General features: G+C 74.9%; 17 protein-coding genes. 7 read left to right on the top strand and 10 right to left on the bottom strand.

The features are described from left to right. Window positions 1-82: 82 nt before the first annotated feature. Window positions 83-433, bottom strand: coding sequence for a hypothetical protein (locus AB0H53_RS11120; protein WP_362109917.1), 351 nt, complete (start codon window positions 431-433; stop codon window positions 83-85). A gap of 219 nt (window positions 434-652) precedes the next feature. On the opposite strand from AB0H53_RS11120, the gene AB0H53_RS11115 reads away from it, so the two are divergent. From AB0H53_RS11115 to AB0H53_RS11105, 3 genes are read left to right on the top strand one after another with little or no spacing between them, the layout of a single operon-like run. Then, window positions 653-1,819: a hypothetical protein gene (locus tag AB0H53_RS11115; protein WP_362109915.1), complete on the top strand. Its 1,167-nt coding sequence runs from the start codon at window positions 653-655 to the stop codon at window positions 1,817-1,819. Between the two features lie 54 nt (window positions 1,820-1,873). Further along, entirely contained in the window at window positions 1,874-2,620 is a 747-nt protein-coding gene (locus AB0H53_RS11110) for a hypothetical protein (RefSeq protein WP_362109913.1), read from the top strand. Next, the gene (locus tag AB0H53_RS11105; protein WP_362109911.1) at window positions 2,617-2,928 is read left to right on the top strand and encodes a hypothetical protein; all 312 of its coding nucleotides are present in this window, start codon (window positions 2,617-2,619) and stop codon (window positions 2,926-2,928) included. The genes AB0H53_RS11110 and AB0H53_RS11105 overlap by 4 nt, the downstream gene beginning before the upstream one ends. 384 nt (window positions 2,929-3,312) lie before the next feature. Here AB0H53_RS11105 and AB0H53_RS11100 read toward each other — a convergent pair whose 3' ends face one another. Continuing rightward, window positions 3,313-5,529 (bottom strand): glycosyl hydrolase, encoded by a 2,217-nt coding sequence (locus AB0H53_RS11100; RefSeq protein WP_362109909.1) that lies wholly within the window; start codon window positions 5,527-5,529, stop codon window positions 3,313-3,315. A gap of 204 nt (window positions 5,530-5,733) precedes the next feature. Here AB0H53_RS11100 and AB0H53_RS11095 point away from each other — a divergent pair, with 204 nt between their 5' ends. Further along, the gene (locus AB0H53_RS11095) at window positions 5,734-6,108 is read left to right on the top strand and encodes a hypothetical protein (protein WP_362109907.1); all 375 of its coding nucleotides are present in this window, start codon (window positions 5,734-5,736) and stop codon (window positions 6,106-6,108) included. 151 nt (window positions 6,109-6,259) lie between these two features. Continuing rightward, window positions 6,260-6,829: a hypothetical protein gene (locus AB0H53_RS11090; RefSeq protein WP_362109905.1), complete on the top strand. Its 570-nt coding sequence runs from the start codon at window positions 6,260-6,262 to the stop codon at window positions 6,827-6,829. A gap of 138 nt (window positions 6,830-6,967) precedes the next feature. Here the strand turns inward: AB0H53_RS11090 and AB0H53_RS11085 are convergent, their stop codons facing one another. Next, window positions 6,968-7,768, bottom strand: a complete 801-nt coding sequence (locus AB0H53_RS11085) for a methyltransferase domain-containing protein (RefSeq protein ID WP_362109903.1) — start codon at window positions 7,766-7,768, stop codon at window positions 6,968-6,970. Between the two features lie 236 nt (window positions 7,769-8,004). Beyond that, complete coding sequence (locus AB0H53_RS11080; RefSeq protein WP_362109901.1) at window positions 8,005-8,631, bottom strand: helix-turn-helix domain-containing protein; 627 nt, start codon at window positions 8,629-8,631, stop codon at window positions 8,005-8,007. A gap of 712 nt (window positions 8,632-9,343) precedes the next feature. On the opposite strand from AB0H53_RS11080, the gene AB0H53_RS11075 reads away from it, so the two are divergent. Next, window positions 9,344-9,637, top strand: a complete 294-nt coding sequence (locus tag AB0H53_RS11075) for a hypothetical protein (RefSeq protein WP_362109899.1) — start codon at window positions 9,344-9,346, stop codon at window positions 9,635-9,637. Then, a complete protein-coding gene (locus AB0H53_RS11070) occupies window positions 9,631-10,974 on the top strand; it encodes a hypothetical protein (RefSeq protein WP_362109897.1) in 1,344 nt (447 codons plus the stop codon). Before AB0H53_RS11075 ends, AB0H53_RS11070 begins: the two co-directional genes overlap by 7 nt. A gap of 107 nt (window positions 10,975-11,081) precedes the next feature. Here AB0H53_RS11070 and AB0H53_RS11065 read toward each other — a convergent pair whose 3' ends face one another. The 6 genes from AB0H53_RS11065 to AB0H53_RS11040 form a co-directional block, all read right to left on the bottom strand. Beyond that, complete coding sequence (locus AB0H53_RS11065; RefSeq protein ID WP_362109895.1) at window positions 11,082-12,053, bottom strand: hypothetical protein; 972 nt, start codon at window positions 12,051-12,053, stop codon at window positions 11,082-11,084. A 13-nt stretch (window positions 12,054-12,066) separates the two neighbouring features. Next, a complete protein-coding gene (locus tag AB0H53_RS11060) occupies window positions 12,067-12,912 on the bottom strand; it encodes a papain-like cysteine protease family protein (RefSeq protein WP_362109893.1) in 846 nt (281 codons plus the stop codon). 158 nt (window positions 12,913-13,070) lie between these two features. Beyond that, window positions 13,071-13,685, bottom strand: a complete 615-nt coding sequence (locus AB0H53_RS11055; RefSeq protein ID WP_362109891.1) for a hypothetical protein — start codon at window positions 13,683-13,685, stop codon at window positions 13,071-13,073. A 291-nt stretch (window positions 13,686-13,976) separates the two neighbouring features. Beyond that, window positions 13,977-16,010: an RICIN domain-containing protein gene (locus tag AB0H53_RS11050; RefSeq protein ID WP_362109889.1), complete on the bottom strand. Its 2,034-nt coding sequence runs from the start codon at window positions 16,008-16,010 to the stop codon at window positions 13,977-13,979. A gap of 991 nt (window positions 16,011-17,001) precedes the next feature. Next, complete coding sequence (locus AB0H53_RS11045; RefSeq protein ID WP_362109887.1) at window positions 17,002-17,622, bottom strand: L-threonylcarbamoyladenylate synthase; 621 nt, start codon at window positions 17,620-17,622, stop codon at window positions 17,002-17,004. A gap of 444 nt (window positions 17,623-18,066) precedes the next feature. Continuing rightward, window positions 18,067-18,438, bottom strand: coding sequence for a hypothetical protein (locus AB0H53_RS11040; protein ID WP_362109885.1), 372 nt, complete (start codon window positions 18,436-18,438; stop codon window positions 18,067-18,069). Window positions 18,439-18,529 lie beyond the last annotated feature (91 nt).

The following is an 18,529-nucleotide window of genomic DNA, read 5'->3' as shown; positions in this document are numbered from 1 at the left end:
TGTGCAACGAACGGTGCCCGCCGCCGACACTGCCTGCCCCCCGCCGGCCCCGGCCGGTGCCCGGGACCGGCGCCACCGGGCGTCACGCGGGCTGGTCGCTGTAACCGCAGATCCACGCGAGCGCGTCATGCACACCGCTGAGGTAGTCCCGGGTCCCGGGGGAGACCGTCCGGTCCTCCAACTGGACCACCACGGCGTCGACTTCGGCGGTCAGCAGAGGAAGACCGGGCACTCCGGCGGCACCGGCCGCGGTGACCGGAGCACGCTCGGCGTGGCCGGTGGCCCACTCGTACGCGGCCGAGGCCCCCGCGCGGAACTGGGGGGACCGCCGTTCGGCCGCGTCGTCCCGGCGCGCCGCCTCCACGTCGGCGGGGGTGCGGACGCCGATGTGCGACGCGGCCTGGTCCTGCGATGTGTCTCGGGGGGTGGTCACCTCGGTCGCCTGCCCTTCGCCGTACCACGTGCCGCGCACCGCCGTGCGGCGGTGCCGCCGTGCTGTCCGCGGAGGTCGCGGAGACCTTCCGGGTACCCGGACGTCCGCCCGTCTCACCGGGCGGGCGGCCCCGATCCGGACGCCCGGTGGACGAAACCGCCCGGGGCCAGTTCCCCCCGGGCCTCGAAGCGCCGGCCGGGGAACGGATACGGTGCTGCTGTGGTGATCAGTGTGGAGAGTACGCCCGGGACAGCGCTGGTGCTGGCGGCCGCGCCGTTCGGCAGGGGCCGTCTGATCGACGCGGTGGCCGTGCTGCCCGCGCTCGCCGCCGTGCCCCCGGCGGCTTTGAGCGGGACGGACGCGGCGACGCTGGTGGAACTGGCCGACCCGCTCGACCCACAGGCGGTGCTGACCCGGCTGCGCGCCGTCGTCACGGCCCCCGGGCCGCTGTCCCTCTACATCGCCGGGCAGCTCCACCTCGACCACAAGCAGCACCTGCCGCATCTCGCGCTGGCCCGGACGACCCCGGCCACCCTGCGCTACACCGCGCTGCCCTGGCACTGGCTGGCCGGTGAGCTGAAGGTACGCCCCCCGGGCGCCACCACGGTCGTCGTCGACCTGGTCGCCGACGCGGAGACCTGGCAACGGCTGGGCACCGACCGCTCGGTGCTCGCCCTCGGCGACGGCGTGCGCCTCTACGGCCGGGTCACCCCGCCGCCGGGGCGCCGCAGGGTCGCCGAGCCCGAGTACCTGAAGGCCTGCACGGCCATCTGGCGCAGCGGGGCCCGCCCGCCGCTCGCCGCCCTCCACCACCGAGCCGCCGAGCAGACCGGCACCGGCGCGATGCTGCTGGCCGCCGACCGCGCCCCGTACTCCCCGCACGCCCCGGCCGGCTCGCACGCGCCCGCCACCCCCGGGAACGCCGCGCCCCCCGCTCCCGAGACGGCCCCCGATCCGCTGCCGGCGATCCTCGCCACCGCCCACGCCGGATCCCACGACGAGGCGGCAACGGCCGCCGCCGCGTGGGAGCAGCACGCCCTGCGGACGCACGGGCCCGGATCGGCGCAGGCGATCCACTGGCTGGAGGTACGCGCCGACCTCGCCCGCCTCGCCGGCGACGCGGGCCGCAGCTGCGAGCTGTGGATGGCGGCCGCCCGCGCCCGGCTGGACCGGCACCAGGCCGAGGACGCCCAGGACGTCGAAGCCGCCGTCGACCGCGCCCACCACCAGTGGGAGCAGGTCCGCGACGCCCGGACGGCCCAGGCGCTCGCCCCCGTCCTCGTCGCACTGCGCCGCCGTGTCCCCGGGCGCCGGAGCGGCGCGCTCCAGGCGGTCCAGCGCCGCCTCGAACGCTGGCACGCCGCCCCCGCCGCCCCGCCGCGCTGACCGGGGGAGCCTCCCGCCGCGCGGGCCACGCCGCGCGCGGGGCACACTGCTGGGATGAGAGGCGCACGGCTGCGGTTCGACGGCTGGATCGCCGGGCTCGGAACCACTTCCGGCACCCGGCTGGTCCTGGGCCACTGGACGCACTCGCCGTTCGGCCCGTTCAGCGATGTGATGCTGCAACGGCCGGACGGGGAGCGCCTGCTGCTCGCCCCCACCCCCGAGGTCGCGGACTTCGTCGCCGCGACGTACCGGTTCGAGACCGTGCGGGTCGTGCCCGTGACGGTGACGGCCACGGACACCGTCTGGCGGGTCGCCGCCGGGGAGCTCGCCCTGTCCTTCACCGTCGGCGCCCGCCCGCCACTGGGCCGCCTGCTCCGGGCCGTCCCAGCCGCCCTCGCCGTCCGTCCGGCCTGGAGCACCCTCGTCGCCCTCCCCGCCCGGCTGCTGCCCGGCGTGCGCACCCGGGGGAGCGCCGGCGGGGGCCGGCGGGAGTGGTACGGCGCGCGCGACCTGCGGCTCGTCAGCGCCGCGAGCGCCACCTTCGAGGGCGCCGGGCTGGGCGGCCTCGCGCCGGTCGACCCGCCGGTGGGGTTCGGCTTCGGCTCCGCCCCGCGCACCCCCGCCCTGGTCCGCGTCACCACCACGGTCCGCCTCCCGCCACAGCCGGCCCAAGGGCCCCAGTGGTTACCGCCGTTGCCCCAGCCCGGGCCCCGGCGCCCGTCGTCCGGGCGGGGCGACCGGCCCGGATCGGACGCGGCCAGGCATGACAACGGGGCGGGCCGGTCACAGATGTCACCATGACCGATTCCGCACGCACCCCCACCACCCCGCCGTCCGACCGGGCGGTCGCCGAGCGCCTCGTGCCGGTCTGGCTCGACGAGGCGGCCCGGTACGACGCCCGCGCAGCCGAGGCGGCTAGGCAGGACTGGGAGCAGGGCCGGCTGTCCGCCGACGCGGCCCGCGAACTGGCCGACTGGGTGACCGCCCGGGTCACCGACACGGGCTTCAACGAGGACGAGGGCCCCACCCCCAAGGGGCCGGCCCGCGTCACCGTCGCCGACAAGGCGGCCGTCCACCGATGGCTGGCCGACCAGGGACACGACGTCTGACGGCACGCGCCGAGCGGCGCCGCCTGCACCGGCCGCCCGGCCGGCCCCGGCGGCCCCGATGGCCCTGGGCCCCCCGGGGCCGGAGCCGGCGGGGCCGGCCCGGGAGCGGCTGCCCCTCGATCCGCTCCATGTCGGCGCCGTACGCGCCCCGCGCCGAGCCCAGGCCGGCCGGCACCAAGGACCCGTTCCGCACGGCGGACCGCCACGGCCGGCCAGGAGCGGCCCGGGGGCGTCGGCTGATCCGCCGGGTCCGCCGCCGATCGGGGGCACGACCGTACCCGGCGGGGGACCGGGCGCCGACCGTGACCGGGGCGCCGGCCGGCACGCCGCGCGGCGAAGCGGGCGTGCCGGGCGCGCACGGCCGGGAAGCGCCGGTGCGGCCGGTCAGGGTACGGCCAGCTCGTAGAAGCCCCTGCCGAAGGTGGCGGCGACCAGGCGGTGGTGCCCAGGGTCGTACTCGATGTCGTCCACCGGCACCGCGGGCATCCCCCGGCCGAGGCGCAGCCACAGCCCGCCGCCCGTCGCGGACACGAACACCCCCTGGTCGGTGGCCGCGTACAGCACCTTGCCGCGTCCGACGACCAGGTCGTTGACGGGCGCGGCCGGAAGGTTGCCGGTCAGGTCCCGCCAGCGCCGGCCGCCGTCGGTGCTGCCGTACACATGGGCGAGCCGGGACCCCGCACGGTAGCCGGAGTGGGTGGTGTGGACCCGGTCCGGGTCGTCCTCGTCGACGACGACGCGGGTCACCCACGGGCGGTCGCGGGCCAGTTCGGTCCAGGTGGCGCCGAGGTCCCGGGTGACGTGGACGCGGCCGTCGTCGGTGCCGGCGTACACGGTCCGGCCGTCGCCGGCGGGAGCGACGCTGGTGATGGTGCCGTAGTTGGGGTACAGCGGGTCCGGGCCGGGGCCGCCGGACAGGTCGGGGCTGATGGGCCGCCAGGTCGTACCGCCGTCCGTGGAGCGGTTGAGCACTTCGGCGCCGTAGTAGACGACCTCGGGGTTTCGGGGGTCGAGGACCACCGGGGTGAACCAGTTGCGGCGCTGGTAGGTGGTCCGGTCGGCGAAGTAGGTCAGGGTGTCGCCGCCGTCCTGGGAGCGGAAGCAGTTGCCGTACTGGTAACAGGCGATCACGCGGTCGGCGTCGGTCGGGTCGATGAGGTTCTCCTCGCCGTCGCCGCCGAGGTACTCGTTGAAGCGCTCACCGCCCCATGAGCGCAGTGAACCGTTGTCCTGGGCCCCGCCGGAGAGCCGTGAGGTGTCCTGCGGGGTGATGGCCGCGCTGTAGAGCTGGGTGTACGGCTGGTGACGGGACTTCACCCAGCCGCCGTCCCCACGGGCGTCGGAGCGGTAGACCCCGCCGTCGTTGCCCAGGTAGACGCGGCCGGGCCGGTGCGGGTCCCATGCCATGGCGTGCTGGTCGACGTGGATGCCGGTGTCGTCGTAGGTCCAGGTCGCGCCGGCGTCCTTGCTGGTCGCCAGGGGCACTCCGGCGACGTGCAGATGGCGGGCGTCGGCCGGGTCGGTCCAGATCTTGCCGAACCACCAGCCGAACGTCGACTGGGACTCGGCCAGCTTCGGGTCGGCCGGCGTGCGGCTCCAGCTGTCACCGCCGTCGGTGGAGGTGTAGAAGCCCTCGAAGGACCCGTTGGTCCTGTTGACGATGGCGTAGAGCCGGTCTCCGGCGACGGCCAGGCCGATCCGTCCCACGTCGGGGTCCGGCGCGGGGAGCCCACCGCCCAGCCGCTGCCAGGTCCGGCCGCCGTCGGCGGAGCGGAAGACGCCCGAGCCCGCGCCGCCGTAGGCGCGGGTGCGCGGGGTGCGCCGGTGGTCCCACATCACGGCGTACAGTTCCTCGCCGCGTACGAACACCTCGGTCGCCCCGGTGAACTCGTTGGCCCCGGCGAGGATCCGGCGCCAGGTGTTCCCCCGGTCGTCCGAGCGGTACACGCCCCGGTCACCGCCGCCGTTGTAGAGCGAGCCGGCCGCCGCCACGTACAGCCGCCGGGGATGGGCCGGGTCCACCGTGATGGCACTGATCGCACCGGAGTCGCGCAGCCCGGCCGGCCGCCAGTGGGCGCCCCCGTCGGTGCTGCGGTAGAGGCCCGTTCCCTCGTAGGTGATGCTGCCCCCGCCCGGGTTGGGCTCCCCGGTACCGGCGTACAGGGTGCCGTCGGGGCCCACGGCGACCGCGCCCATGGCCTGGGTCGAGCCGTCCGGCCACGCGGGGTGGAAGGTCCGCCCGGCGTCGGTACTGCGCCAGACCCCACCGCTGGCGGCGGCGGCGTACACGGTGTCGGCCCGGCGGGGGTCGAGTGCCAGGGAGACGACCCGGCCGCCGATGTTGGTCGGGCCCAGCGCCTTCCAGCGGCCGGGCGCCACGGGCAGCCGGCGGGCCTGCGCGGCGGCGTCCTCATGGGCGTGCCGGGGCATGGGCCGCCCCGGCAGGGCCTTCTGCGCGTAGCGGTACTCGGCCGGCGCGGCGGGCCCGCGCACCGGCCGGTACACATCGGGTGGTCCCGGGGGCGCCGCGGCCGCGGGCGCCGTCATGATCGCGAGGCTCGCGAGCGGGGCGAGGAGCAGATGGAGCCGGCGTCTGCGCATGGACACCCTCTTGAATCGTCATGGTCATCTCAAGACTCAGGAGACGTTAGGAGATGCCGCCGCGCGGACAGAAGTCGCCCGCCGGACTTTGTCCGGCCGGGAAGCACCCGGGGCGGGGCCACAACGGCACGGTGCGCGGCAACGACCGCGACACTTCGGCCGATCGACTGTGCACGCGGCGGCCCGCCGCTACGGTGGCGGGGTATGAGCGCCGACGACATGAGCTTCGGGGACGAGTGGCCACTGCCCCCGGCGTGGATGTTCGACTGCACGGAGTGCGCGCGCCTGTACCGGGTGATGAAGCACACCCTCGCGGTGGTCGACGAGCTGCGGCTGACCGGGGAGAGCGGAGTGGACCACGACCCCATGGACAGCGTGCCGGGATCACAGACAGGCCTCGCCCGTCACCTGGCCCTCGCCCACCGGGAGCTGGTGCCCGACTGGACGCCGGGGTGCCCGGGCTGCGCCGACCACCGGGGCATCCTCGACCGGGCCCCGTCCACCGGATCGCTCCTGGTCGCCACCGAGCACCGGGCGGCTCATCTCTTCGTTCCGCCGGGCGGGGTGGGCATCGTCTGACCGGGCGCCGTGGGTCCGCTGTGAGCGGTGAGACGGCGGACGGCCGGTGGTGCGGCCCGTGGCTGGCCGAGAGCCGCCCCTGCCGGGCGCCTCCTCCCGCTCGATGAGTTGTCATGGAACGTGTAGGTACACGCATCTCTTGGGAGGAAACGTGCGACTGCTACGGACAATGACCGCCCTGCTCGCGCTGACGGGCGCGGGCGCCATGGGCACCACCGGAACCGCCGGCGCCCTGGACGCACCGGTGGGGCACGCCGCGGAGGCCTGCTCGACGGCCTGGGGCAGCGGCGTGAAGTCGGCCGGCGAGGCGCAGGCCGACCCCCTCACCACCATCACGACCCGGCGGGGCCGGTGCTTCGACCGCATGATCTTCGACACCGGCGGCGCCAAGGGGGACCTGCGCCATTACGTCGGCTACGTCGGCACCTTCCGCCAGGACGGATCCGGCGACCGGATCCCGGTCAGCGGCGGCGCCATCCTGCAGATCTTCGTGTCCGCGCCGAGCTACGACTCCACCACCGGCAAGCCCTCCTACGACGCGAAGGCCGGACAGCCGCTCCCGGGCGTGAACCTCACCGGGTACCGGACGTTCAAGGACACGCGGTTCGGGGCCAGCTTCGAGGGCCAGACCCAGATCGGCCTGGGCGTCCGTGCCAGGCTGCCGTTCCGGGTCCTCCAGTCCGGTGACGACCTGATCGTCGACGTCGCCCACACCTGGTGACACCCGCCCCGGCGCCGTCGGGCGCCGGCCGGGCCCGGGTGCCGGCACGGCACCGTTCCGGACAGCTCGCCGGAAGGGGCCGCCGTCGTGCCCCCGTCCGGTCCGCGCGGCCCTTCCGCCCGGCCGGGCCGATCGGCGCTACGGCTGGTGGTGCGCCGCCTCGGGCCTGCGGATGTGGAGCATGTCCTGATCGTGGGGCATGGTGAAGCCGCCCGCCGGATCGGTGAAGTGCCGGCGCACATAGGCGCTCAGCTCCCGCCGGGTGGGCAGGGCCTCGGCCGCCCCCGGCGCCGGCACGCTGAGGTGGAACTCGGCAACGGCCACGGCCTCTTCCAGACTGCCGCCGTGGTAGTGGACCGGGAGCGTTTCCAGGCGCGCCGCGCCCACCAGCGGCGACGCCGTCGCCGCCAGCTCCTCCGCCAGGCCGGCCAAGTCGAAGCGGGCGCCGGTGAAGTGCCGCACCATCCGCATACAGGCGTTCGCCGGGTTCTGCAGGGCGACCAGGAGTTCCCCGCCGGGCCGCACCCAGCTCAGGATGCGCAGCAGGGCCGGCGTCCACTGCTTCCGGGGGAGGTAGTACAGGACGTGGGACAGGAGCGCCAGGTCGACGGGCGTTTGCACCTGTGCCTCCAGGACCGGTTCGCGCAGGATCACGGCGTCGGGGCAGTTGCGGCGCAGCAGCTCGTACATGTGCTCACCGGGTTCGACGCACAGCGTCTTCTCGAAGAAGGGACTCAGGTGCTTCGTCGTCGTGCCGTCCGCCGCCCCGACGTCGAGGAACGTCCGCCGGGTGGGCAGGCGCCGCACCACATCGGTCAGGTAGGCGTGCGTGACGTCCTTCTCGTCCGTTCCGGCGAGGAAGGCCCGGAAGGCCTCCCGGTAGCTCTTGCCGTCCACCACGAGCGGAGTGACCCGCTCGTTCAGGCTCCGCTGTGGCATGACCCGCGCACCTTCCGACGAAACAGCGCCGCGCGCCACGGCGGTGATCCACTCTGGCACCGGGGTGTCCGTGCTCACGGCCCGGACGCGCCTGCCGCCGAGCCGCACCGGAGCACACGGGTCCCCTCGTCGCGCGCCCCACGCGCGCCGGACGCGCCGGAGCGCCTGAGGGCCGGAGCGCCCGCGCCGGGCAGCCGGGCGCCCGGCCGTCCGCGCACCGGTCCTCGGGGCGCCCGTCACCGGCCCGGGACGTCCGGCGGCACCGGGGCGCGGTCCGGGCCGTGCACCCGCCGGTGGGCCAGCGCCCACCAGATCTCCGCCAGGTCGGCCGGATCGCGCAGACTCGTCCCGGACAGCGCCTCGAACCGCCGCAGGCGGTTGCGCAGGGTGTTCGGGTGCACGAACGAGGTTCGCGCCGCGGCCTCCAGCCGCAGGCCGTGGGCGAGGAAGGCCGCCACCGCCTCCTCCAGTTGGGCGCCGTCCTCCCCGAGCTCGCGCAGCGGCGCGAGGCGCTGGCGCACCAGGCGTTCGCCCAGGTCCGGGCGCTGCACCACGGCGGCGCACAGGCCGAGTTCGTCCCCGGTGTACACGCCGGTCAGCCCGAACGCCACCGCCACCCGCAGGGCCAGGGACGCCGAGCCGAACTCCTCGGCCACGTCGCACGGACGTGCCGCGGCGCCCAGCCCGAGCACCAGGCCGCGCAGCAGTTCCGCGGGGCGCGCGGCCAGCAGCCCGGCCACATCGCCGTCGACCGTCGTCACCATCGGAGCGCCACCGGGACCGGAGGCGGTCCACGGGCGCAACAGCCCGATGACCCGGTCGGTGTCGGTGGGGCCGATGGCCGCACGGGCCCGGAACGGCATCCCGGCGGCCGTGGACCCGGCCCCCCGTGGGCCCGGCGTTCCGCGCCGCCCGGCGCCGCACGATCCGTACCGTCGCGGCCGCCGCCCAGGACCACACCTGTTCGCCGATGGCCAGCAGTTCCTCCGGGTGCGCGCGGCGGGCGGTCATCTCCCGGCTGAACCGGGACCACACGACGTCGACGCCGATCCGGTGCGCCCGGATCACGTCGTCCACCGGAAGCGTGTCGCCGATGGAACCGGGCGAGCCGATCGGGAGGACCGGCGGCGGGGAGCCGGCCGGTCCGGGCGTACCGGCCCGCGTCACACCCGCCGCGCCCCGCTCCGGCGACCCCGGACCGGTGTCGTCCGCGTCCTGCCCCCCGCACAGCCGGTGCACCACGGTCAGCCCCCGGTCCACCCCCCGCGCCACCCGCAGGGTGAGCAGGTCCGGCGGCACCCGCCCGTACGACGACACTTCGGCCCGCAGACGGCCCGTCACCTCTTCGACCAGCGGCCCCAGGTCGGCCCGCAGCCCGGCGACCACCGCCGGCACCGTTGTGGAAACCTCCACCACACCCCTCATCGCTCGGTGCCTTCCTCCATGGTGCGTGAGCGTGACGACCGCCATGCTGGGACCGGCCGGTCTCGCTCCCGCCGCCCCGACGGGCCGGGCAGCGGAACGACTCGGGGCGGCGCCGGACGGCGCCCACCCCCCACTACGCGAAGGACTCCCATGGCCGTTCCCTGGCGCCGCGCGGCGCTGCCCGCCGCCGTCCTCGGCGTACTCGTGCCCATCGGTTTCGGTGCGCAGGCGCTGCTCTCCGGGTCCTCCGGCGGGGCACCGGAACCGGCGGACACCACGGCGGGCCGGCCGGGCGGCACCGTGTCCGCCCCGGCGTTCGCCGGCGCGGAGAGCGACCACGGCGACGCCGTCGTCGCACAGCCCACGGACCGGCCCGACCAGCGGGTCCACGCCCCGCCGTACGGATCGCCTCGTACGACCAGCGGCTCCGGCGAGCGGTGCTGACGACGACCGGGAAGGACACCGTCCGCCCCGGTGACGTCGTGGCCGCCGCGCCCAACCGGTGGGCGCCGGCCGGTGCGCTGTTCAAGGTCGCCGAGGTGACCGGGTCCTCCGGCGGCCGGGTGACGGTGAGCACCACGCCCGCGACCCTGCCGGAACTCCTCGGCGACCGCACGGTGGAACAGCGCGCCGCGGTCTCCGCCGACCGGCTGCGGGTCACGCCCCTGTCGTCCGGGGTGACCGTGACGACGGGCCGGCCCGCCACGACGCCGAGCGGGTCCCCGGACCCCGCGGCACCGCCCCCGGGCCCGGCCGCGCCGGACGCCTCCACCTCGGGCGACACGCCGGCCTCCCCGGCCCCGGTCCCGGCCCCGTCCGTCTCCGCCTCCAGGTCCGCGCCGGTGCGGGGCGCGGCCGGTACACCGCGTGCCGTCCCGGGCGACCAGGGGCGCGCAACGGCCGGCGCGCCCGACCAGACACCCACCGCGGTGCCCGGCGGGACCTCCGCCGGGGCGTCCACCGGCCCGGCGGCCCCCGGACCGTCGAGTTCCGGCCTTCCCCGGGAGGCGGCCCGAGCGCTGACCACGCTCCGGCTGGCCCTCGACGTCCCACTGCCCGCCGGGATCGGGGCGACCGACCGCTCCCCGGCCCGGCTGGCCGGTGAAGTGCGCTTCACGCCCGAGGTGTTCTTCCAGTACGAGAAGCGGGGCGGGCTGTCCGTCCGGCCCGAGCGGGCGGCCGTCGGGCTCGGCGGGTCGTACGGATACGACTGGCAGGTACACGGCAAGGTGACCCGCGCGGTCGAATCCGGCGGGATCACCACACCCCTCGCGTCCGTCACCGGTCAGCACACCTTCTGGATCGGCCCGGTGCCCGTGGTCGTCAACACCGAGGTGGTCTTCGTCCACCGCTTCACCGCCGACGGCCGCATCGTCCTCGACGCCGAGCAGCGCACGGCCGGTTCGTTCGGCATCGGTGCCCGCTACGACCGTACGCGGGGCTGGCAGGCGGTCCGGCACGCCGAGCAGCGCACCGAGGGCGGCATGCCCAGGGTGGAGGGTGCGGCCGCCGCCCAGGCCACCGTCGGCGCCCGTGCCACCGTGTCGCTGTACGACGCGGCGGGCGTCGGCGGCGAGCTCTCCGTGCACCTGCGCGGGCGGGCCGCCGCCGCGACGGACGGCCCACCCGCCTGGGAACTGGTGGCCGGCTACGACCTCAGGACCCAACTGACACTCCAGTTGCGGATCTTCGGCATCCGGATCCTGGACCTGCGGACCACCCCCTACACGCTGCGCGGCGAGCGGCGGCTCTTCGGCCGGGGCACTCTGCCTCCGGTGTGAGCCCGTCACCGCAGGTGCGGCGCGGAGCCGGTCGGGCCCGACCCGTACGGGGGGCGGGCCCGACCGGCGCTCTGCCGTGCGCGGTGCGCGAGCCGGTCCCGGCCCGGTCATCCGCCCCCGGTGGCGGTGTCGCGGCGGCGGACGAGAACGGCCCCGCCCACGGCGGCCAGCACAGCGGCCGTGGCGCCACCGGCCACGACCGCGCCGCTCCGGTCCGCCGGAGACTCCCCGGCAGGCCCGGACGCGCCCGCCGCCACGGCGCCGGCGGGCACCGGAGCCGGTCCCCGTGCCGCTGCCGTACCGGGCACGGGCGCGGGAGGCGCGGCCGTCGGCCCGAAGCCCCCAGCCAGACCCTTGCGGTCGTAGGACGACCCGGGCAGCTTGTCCGCGTACCGGGCGCGGACGAGTTCCCGGTACGCGGCCAGCGGAAGCGACCGCGCGCCACCCAGGCCGGTGACGGCCTGTTGGTTGAGCGGCTCGACGGTGCCCGCACGGGTGACCCGGTACCAGGCGTGGATCTGCGGTTCGGCGAAGACCTGGCCGCCGTTGGTGGCGCGCTCGGCCAGGGCGGCCTCGGCGTCGGTGTCCCGGATGCCCGCCAGTTGCCAGGCCGCGCCCCGGCCCCCGGGGGCGAGGAGGACGGCGGCGCGCTGCCCGCCGGGGGCGCTCACCCGGGAGACCAGGTAGCTCAGCCGCAGTGCCGTCCCTCGGGAGGTCCGCTCCGTGCCGCCGACGAAGCCGGGCGTGAGCTCGTAGAGGGGCACGGGGTCCTGCACCCGCACGGAGTCCGGTGCCGTGGCGGCCCGGCCGCCCTGCCGGGGGGCGCCGGCCGTGCCCCCGTCGGCGGCGGGCTCCTTGGCCAGCCGCGCGGCGTCCAGGAACCGGGAGACGCTGACCAGCACCTGGTCCGAGTGGGCCGTCCGCCGGGCGGCGTCGTAGTGGGGGACCGCGGGGGCGGGCGGCTCGGCGGCCCGTGCCACCCCGGTGCCGCACAGGGCGGCACCCAGGGCGGCGAGGGCGAGCGCCGAGGCGGTCCGGGTCAGGGCACGGCGGGGCGGCCGTGCTGGGTTGGTGCGCATGGGACGGGGCTCCTCAGCCATGGATGCCGACGCGGGTGTGGGTCCACTGGAAGGAAGAGTTGGCCGAGTAGGCGCCGTACTTCCACCAGGTGTAGGTCTGGGTTCCCGGCCAGGGATCGCCCACGGCGATCATGCCGGTGGTGCTGTCGTACCCGTGGACGACGTTCATGTGGCCGCCGCCGGTGGCGTAGCCGATCCGGACGGCGAAGGGCCTTCCGTTGGCTATCTCCTGGGTGATCTCGCCGAAGGACGCGTTGCGGTACAGGTCGCGTCCGCTGCTGCGGAACCCCATGTGCGTCAGCGCGTTGGCCATGTCACCGAGGGTGGCGGGCCGGTTGTTGCAGTCCAGCCGGCTGTTCCGGGCGGCGAGCCGGCAGAACTCGTACTGGTCGTACTGGCGGTAGCCCCAGTAGTGGGCGATCGTCAGCCCGGAGGCGTCCCAGCACCACTGGTCCTTGACCTGCTTCAGCATGGTGATGTCCAGCGCGGTCCAGGACGCCGGCCGGGTGGCGGTACAGGCCGGGAGGCCGCTGGTGTTCTCGGAGATGAACGCGTCGGCGACGTAGAAGGCCCCGGTCCAGATCCAGCGCGAGTTCTTCTCGACGGTGTCGCCGGTGGTACGGCAGACCATGGGCAACCGGTCGCCGACCGCCGCGCTGCCGGTGATCCGGGAGGAGAGGAACGGCGTCTCGCGTTCGTTGACGGTGGTGTAGCGGCCCTGTCCGCCGACGACGGTGCCCATGACCGGGCCGGCCTGGGCGAAGGTGTGGAGACCGAGGAGCAGAGCGCCCGTCAGCACGGCGACCGCCGTGGTGAGCGCTGCCTTCTTCCCCGGTGATCTGCGACGTTTGTGCTGCATGTGCTTCCTGTTTCGTGAGGGAGTGGAGTACCGCCGGCCGATGCCCCCGGGAGCCGGCGCCGGTTCGGCGTGGCGTGCCCGGTTCGGTGTGCCTCGGGACGGCCGGCGCACCCGGGTGGCCGGCGCGGGACGGCACGGCGTGGCGTGACGGTGGGCGTTCAGCGCCGCGCGGCGCCGCGGCGGCGCAGCCACCAGGCGCCGGTGACGCCGGCGGCCGCGAGGGCGCCGGCACCGGCCGCCACGGCGAACACCGTCGTGCCGGAGGGCGGCCCACCGGCCGGCGCGGGCTCGTCGGGCGCCGAAGCCCCGACGGGCGGGGCGGCCCCGCCGGCCGGTGCGACCGGTGCGGCCGTGCCGGCCGGGGGGCCGGCCACGGCCGGGCCCGCCGACGCGGCGGCGGTGACCGTGAGGTCGCGTATGCCGCGCCCGAGCCCGGGGAAGGCCGCTTCGACCGTGACCTTCCACCGGCCCGGCGCCAGGGCCTCGCGGGTGGTGTACCTGTGGGCGCTGCCGGGCAGCGGTGTCAGGCGCCAGGGGCCCGCTGTCCTGGTACCGGTGGCGTCGACGGCGCTGAGCGTGGCCGAGACCGGTTCGTCGACGGGATCGCTGTCGTTCTCCCAGGTGACAGTGGTCTCCACATGGCCGTCGCGCTGGCCGGTGATCTCCAGGCGCAGTGTGTCGCCGTGGGCGTGGGCCGGTGCGATGGTGGCGGGGGAGAGGGCGAGGGCGCCCGTGAGGCAGAGAGAGACCGCGAGGGTCCCGCGGAGACGCATGGGGTGGGTGAACTCCTGACGGTCTGGTGATCCGGCCGGTGCGGTGCGGTGCGGTGCGGTCCGGTCCGGTGGTCCGCCCGGTGTGGCGGGTGGTCCGGCGGGTCCGTTGGTCCGGCGGGCCCGGCCGGTGTGTCGGGTTTGGCGGATCGGCCCCGAGGGGGCCGATCCGTGGCGTCCGGTCCCATCGGTCGTGTCGAGGCCGCCATGACCGTGGTTCCCGGTCCTGGTGGGGCGCGGTGGCGCGCCCCACCAGGGCGTCCCGGCCGCGGGGCGGCGGGACGCGGACGGGGGTCAGGAGAGCCTTTCCGCCGTCCAGACCTGGGCCGGATTGCTGTCCGAGTGCTGGAGCTCCAGCAACCAGGCACCGTGGTACGGGCGGTTGCTGACGCCCAGGACGAGCGAGCCGCCCTTGGCCGTCAGCTTCACCCCGTTGCCGCTCCCGGTGAACCGCCACTGCTGGGAGGCCGCGTTCCCACAGGGCTGCTGGGCCACCCACTGGCCGGCCACCGGAGCACCGCCGACCTGAAGGCACTTGCCCGACGCGGCGGAGCGGACGCGGGTGTATCCGCCCCCGGCGTCGTCGAAGTACCACTGCTGCGCGGTGGTCCCGTTGCGCTGGGAGCCGACCAGGACGGTGCCGTCGGCCGTCCGGCCGCCCCAGATCTCGGCGGTCACGCCGGTGGAGCCATTGGCCAGCAGGTGGCGGGCGGCCGGGGTGACCGTACCCCCGGCCTTGGCGGTACGGAACGACGCCGCCCTGCCGGGCCGGGAGTCACGGCCGTTCCGGTCCCGGACGGCCACGGCGATGGTGTAAGAGGTGTCCGGCGTCAGGTTGTAGACGCGGGCCACGCTGGACTGGACCCACGCCATCGGCCGCCCGTTGAGCACCAGTTGGTACCAGGCGGCGGAGCTGACGGCCGGCCAGCTCACCATCGCGGAGTCAGGAGTGATCTGCCCCACGGTGACGTCCGGACCGGCCGTCGGTCCGGGGTTAGGCGTCGGAGTGGGTGTGGGCGTGGGCGTCGGGTCGGGGCGGGTGCCGCCGCGCCGCATCAGGAACTGGTTGTCGGCGATGTTCCAGTGCGTCGCCAGGTAGCTGCCCGGCCTGGGGTTGGTGTGGAAGTAGTCGTCGTGATTGCAGTCCAGGCGCTCGTCGCTCCTGCGGTCGGCGCAGACGTTCCGCATGGTCGGGTAGTACGGGGAGTCCGAGTAGCACATGACGTCCCACTCGTCCGTGCAGTGTGCTCCCCGGCTCGTGTTGGGGGCGCTGTTGTTGACGGCGCCCAGGTTGTGGCCCAGTTCGTGGGCAGCGGTGAATCCGCCCCAGCAGCCCGAGTCCGTACGGCCGTAGGAGGGGCCGAAGTTGCTGAGGTTGTCCTGCCCCGGGCGTTCGTCACCGTTGAACGTACCGATGCCGCAGTAGACCTGCGCGTCCGCGAAGATCATGTACTTGCGGTCCCGGCGGTTGAACCCCTTGCCCGCGAGGGCCTTGTTCATGGCACTGAACTCCGCCATCGCCGCGGCGGGGAGCTCGACGCTGAGCACGGTGGGGGTGCAGTCGGCGTCCGTCACATAGCGGATGTGCCGGACACCGCCGGTCTCCTGGGCACTGGCCGCGTAGATGACGTCCGCGTCCGCCGCCCACTTCTTGAACGAGGCCCAGTACTGGGCGTACCGGTCGCGGCCCGGTGCGTGTGCGTACACCACCTGGACCCGGTTGCCGGTGCTGCCGTCACCGTCGCACTGGACGGTCTGGCCCGTGGGTCCGCTCGGTGTCTTCGTCCCGGCCGCCGGCGTGCCACCCGCGACACCGGTGGTCACGGCCCTGCCCGTCGAGGCGTCGAGCACGGCCGGGGCGCCGGGGCCGCCGGGGCCGGCTGGGCGAGCGGCGCCGGCGGGGGGCTTGTCCCCGGTGGGCCTGTCCGCGGGCCTGTCCGTGGGGTGGGGCGCCGCCTCCGCCCTGACGGCCGGCGGGGTGTCCTTCTTGATGTCGACGCCCTTCGGCGGGGCGTCGGGGCCGTGCGTGCAGTGGCCGGTGCTGGTGCGGAGCACGCCGGCGCAGCGGTCCCCCTTGGCGGCCACACGCAGCCCGTCGTAGACCAGGCCGCGCTTGGGCTCGCTCTTCGGTATCTCCTTCAGCGGTTTCGGTTCCGCCTCCCGTGCCGGCTCCGCCGCGGGCCGGGGTGCCGTCGTGGAAGCCGCCGCGGCCTGTGGCGCGGTGACGGTGCCGTTGGTCCCGGCTCCGGCCCGGTTGCCGTCACCGGCGCTGGTGTCGGGGAGGGCGGCGTCGAGTCCTACGACGCCCGCGAGTACTGCCGCGGCCACGGTGGTGGCCGCCCATATCAGGCGCTTGGGCTTCCGTCCATGGGCAGTCTGCTTTCTTCGCCTTCCAGGCAAGGCGCACCTCGTTTTCCTTGGTCAGGGGAATGGGTGCGCGGAAGCTTGCCAGACAAGATCACTGAGGATAGCCGGGCAAATCGGAAAGCTTTATGTTCAACCAAAATCTTTGCTCCCAGGACTGTTTGACGCATCGTCAACTTCCCTTCCTCAAAACGCACTTGGCCGGAGGGAGATCGCTTGGTCTAGGCCTTCTTCCGTCTTTCCGTGATCCAATCGAAATACGATTCAGGATTATTAGACGAGTGGTAAATCAAGGAACATGGCTGGTGGTGTGCCAGCGGTGACTTATCGTCAGCGACCTCCAACGGTTACTTGGGGTAGCCATGAGCGAACCTTGTGGACCGGAGGCATGGTCACCGGCGCGGTCTCTCGTGCCTGCGGGCGCCGGAGACGTTGTCGGGGGCTGCCCGGCCACGCACTCTGCGGCACGTCGTCGATCACGCGGAGTGACGAAGGAAAATGCACCGACAGCGCGAGAGGTTTTTTCGGCAGGTTCTCGGCGCTGTTCGGGCGGCTTCCCGGTCGCCGATTTCCCTTGGGCAATGGCGGATGCAACGGGGGCCCGATTCGACGGTGAAGCGGAAGTCCGGCCGGCCGTCGGTCCACGGGGAAGGGCCGGGTGCGCTGATCGATGCGGCTGCTGACGCGGCACGGTCCGGGGCGGGCATTGTGCCGGGAACGGCCACGGCCGCACCGGCGACCCATCGGGCTGAGCCCAGGACCCGGCGGCCCGCCGCGGCCGCCCGGCCCGGCTCGTCCGTCCGGCCGACCGGACGGAACGGCCGGCGACCCAACGGCCCACCGGCCTCCGGCAGCGGCTCACCAGGGCCGGCCGGGACCTACTGCCCGCGTCGTGCCGTTCCCGGCAGCGCGGTGACCGGTGGGGCAGCGGTGGTGCCGGCCACCGCCTGCTCCGTTACTCGAACCGCGCGGGGTCGCCCGCCCCCCGCCGTACGATTTCGGCGTCGCCGCCCGAGAAGTCGATGACCGTGGTCGGCTCGGTGCCGCAGTCACCCGAATCCAGCACCGCGTCGACCACGTGGTCGAGCCGTTCCTTGATCTCCCAGCCCTGCGTCAGGGGCTCGTCCTCGTCGGGCAGCAGCAGGGTGCTGGAGAGCATCGGCTCACCGAGGTCGGCGAGCAGGGCCTGCGTCACCACATGGTCGGGAATGCGGACCCCGACCGTCTTCTTCTTCGGGTGCATCAGCTGGCGGGGCACTTCCTTCGTCGCGGGGAGGATGAAGGTGTAGCTGCCGGGCGTGGCCGCCTTGATCGCGCGGAACACGTCGTTGTCGATGTGCACGAACTGGCCCAGCTGCGCGAAGTTCTGGCACACCAGGGTGAAGTGGTGGCGATCGTCCAGGTTCCGGATGGACCGGATCCGGCCGATGCCGTCACGATTGCCGAGCTGGCATCCCAGTGCGAAACAGGAGTCGGTCGGATACGCGATGAGCGCGCCGGCGCGGATGCTGTCGGCGACACTTCTGATGGTGCGCTGTTGCGGGTTCTCGGGGTGTACGTCGAAATACTTCGCCATCCGCCGAGCGTACGTGATCAGGACTTCCGTCCCCGGGCGGCGACCGGCCCGACCGGTCACCGCCGGACCGCGCCGTTCAGCTCCCGGAGCCGGAGGCGACGGCGTTGCGCCGGACAGTCAGGTGCAGGGTCAGATACGTGCTGGGCGAGTCCTGCGTCGAAGGGCCCGGAATCGTCAGCGGGCCCATGTGCCCGACACCGCCCAGGCCGAGCCGGGCGGCCGGCCGGTACCCCGCGGCGGTGGCCGGGTCGTCCGCGAGCGGCCGGAGGACCCGGGGGCGCCGCCCCGGTCCGGTCGCCGGCCACTCGGCACCTCATGTCTCCTCCGCGCGGAATGCCGATATCGAACGGCACCCTGTCGCAGGCCACGCCACCGGCGCCCTGGGGTGAGGGGCCCGGACGCCTCGCCGGCGCCCCGGCACGCGGGAAGCGGTCGGGGGAGCGGTCACCGGCCGCGGGGAACGCCCAGTGCCTGCCCGGCCCGGGCCACCGCCGTACCGAGCAGGGAGGCCCCGGCGAGAAGTCCCAGCCGGCAGGCGTCGACGAGGCCGTCCCAGGCCAACTCGCCCTGCTGGTGGACCACGAACCCGTCGTAGAACAGCCAGCACACCAGGGCGGCGAACGGGACCGCCCGGAGGCGGGCGCGCAACCCCACGACGGCCGAGAGCGCGCAGTAGGCGACCAGGGCGACCGCCGGGTGGCGCAGACCGCCCACCGCGCCGAGTACGGGCGGGAGGCAGGCCGAACCGACGAAGAGGGACGCGCACACCACCGGGGTGGAGTGCGCGCTCGGTGTCCGCCGTTGTGCCAGGGGCATGGCTCCACCTCGATGTCGGGTCTCGGGCGCCTCGCCGGTCCGGGCCCGGACCGGTGGCAGCGGGTCGTCACCCACTGTGCGCCGGTGTGGG

The sequence above is a fragment of the Streptomyces sp. NPDC050856 genome, assembly GCF_040653855.1.
Taxonomy (GTDB): domain Bacteria; phylum Actinomycetota; class Actinomycetes; order Streptomycetales; family Streptomycetaceae; genus Streptomyces.
This window is presented reverse-complemented; position numbering and strand designations above follow the sequence as displayed.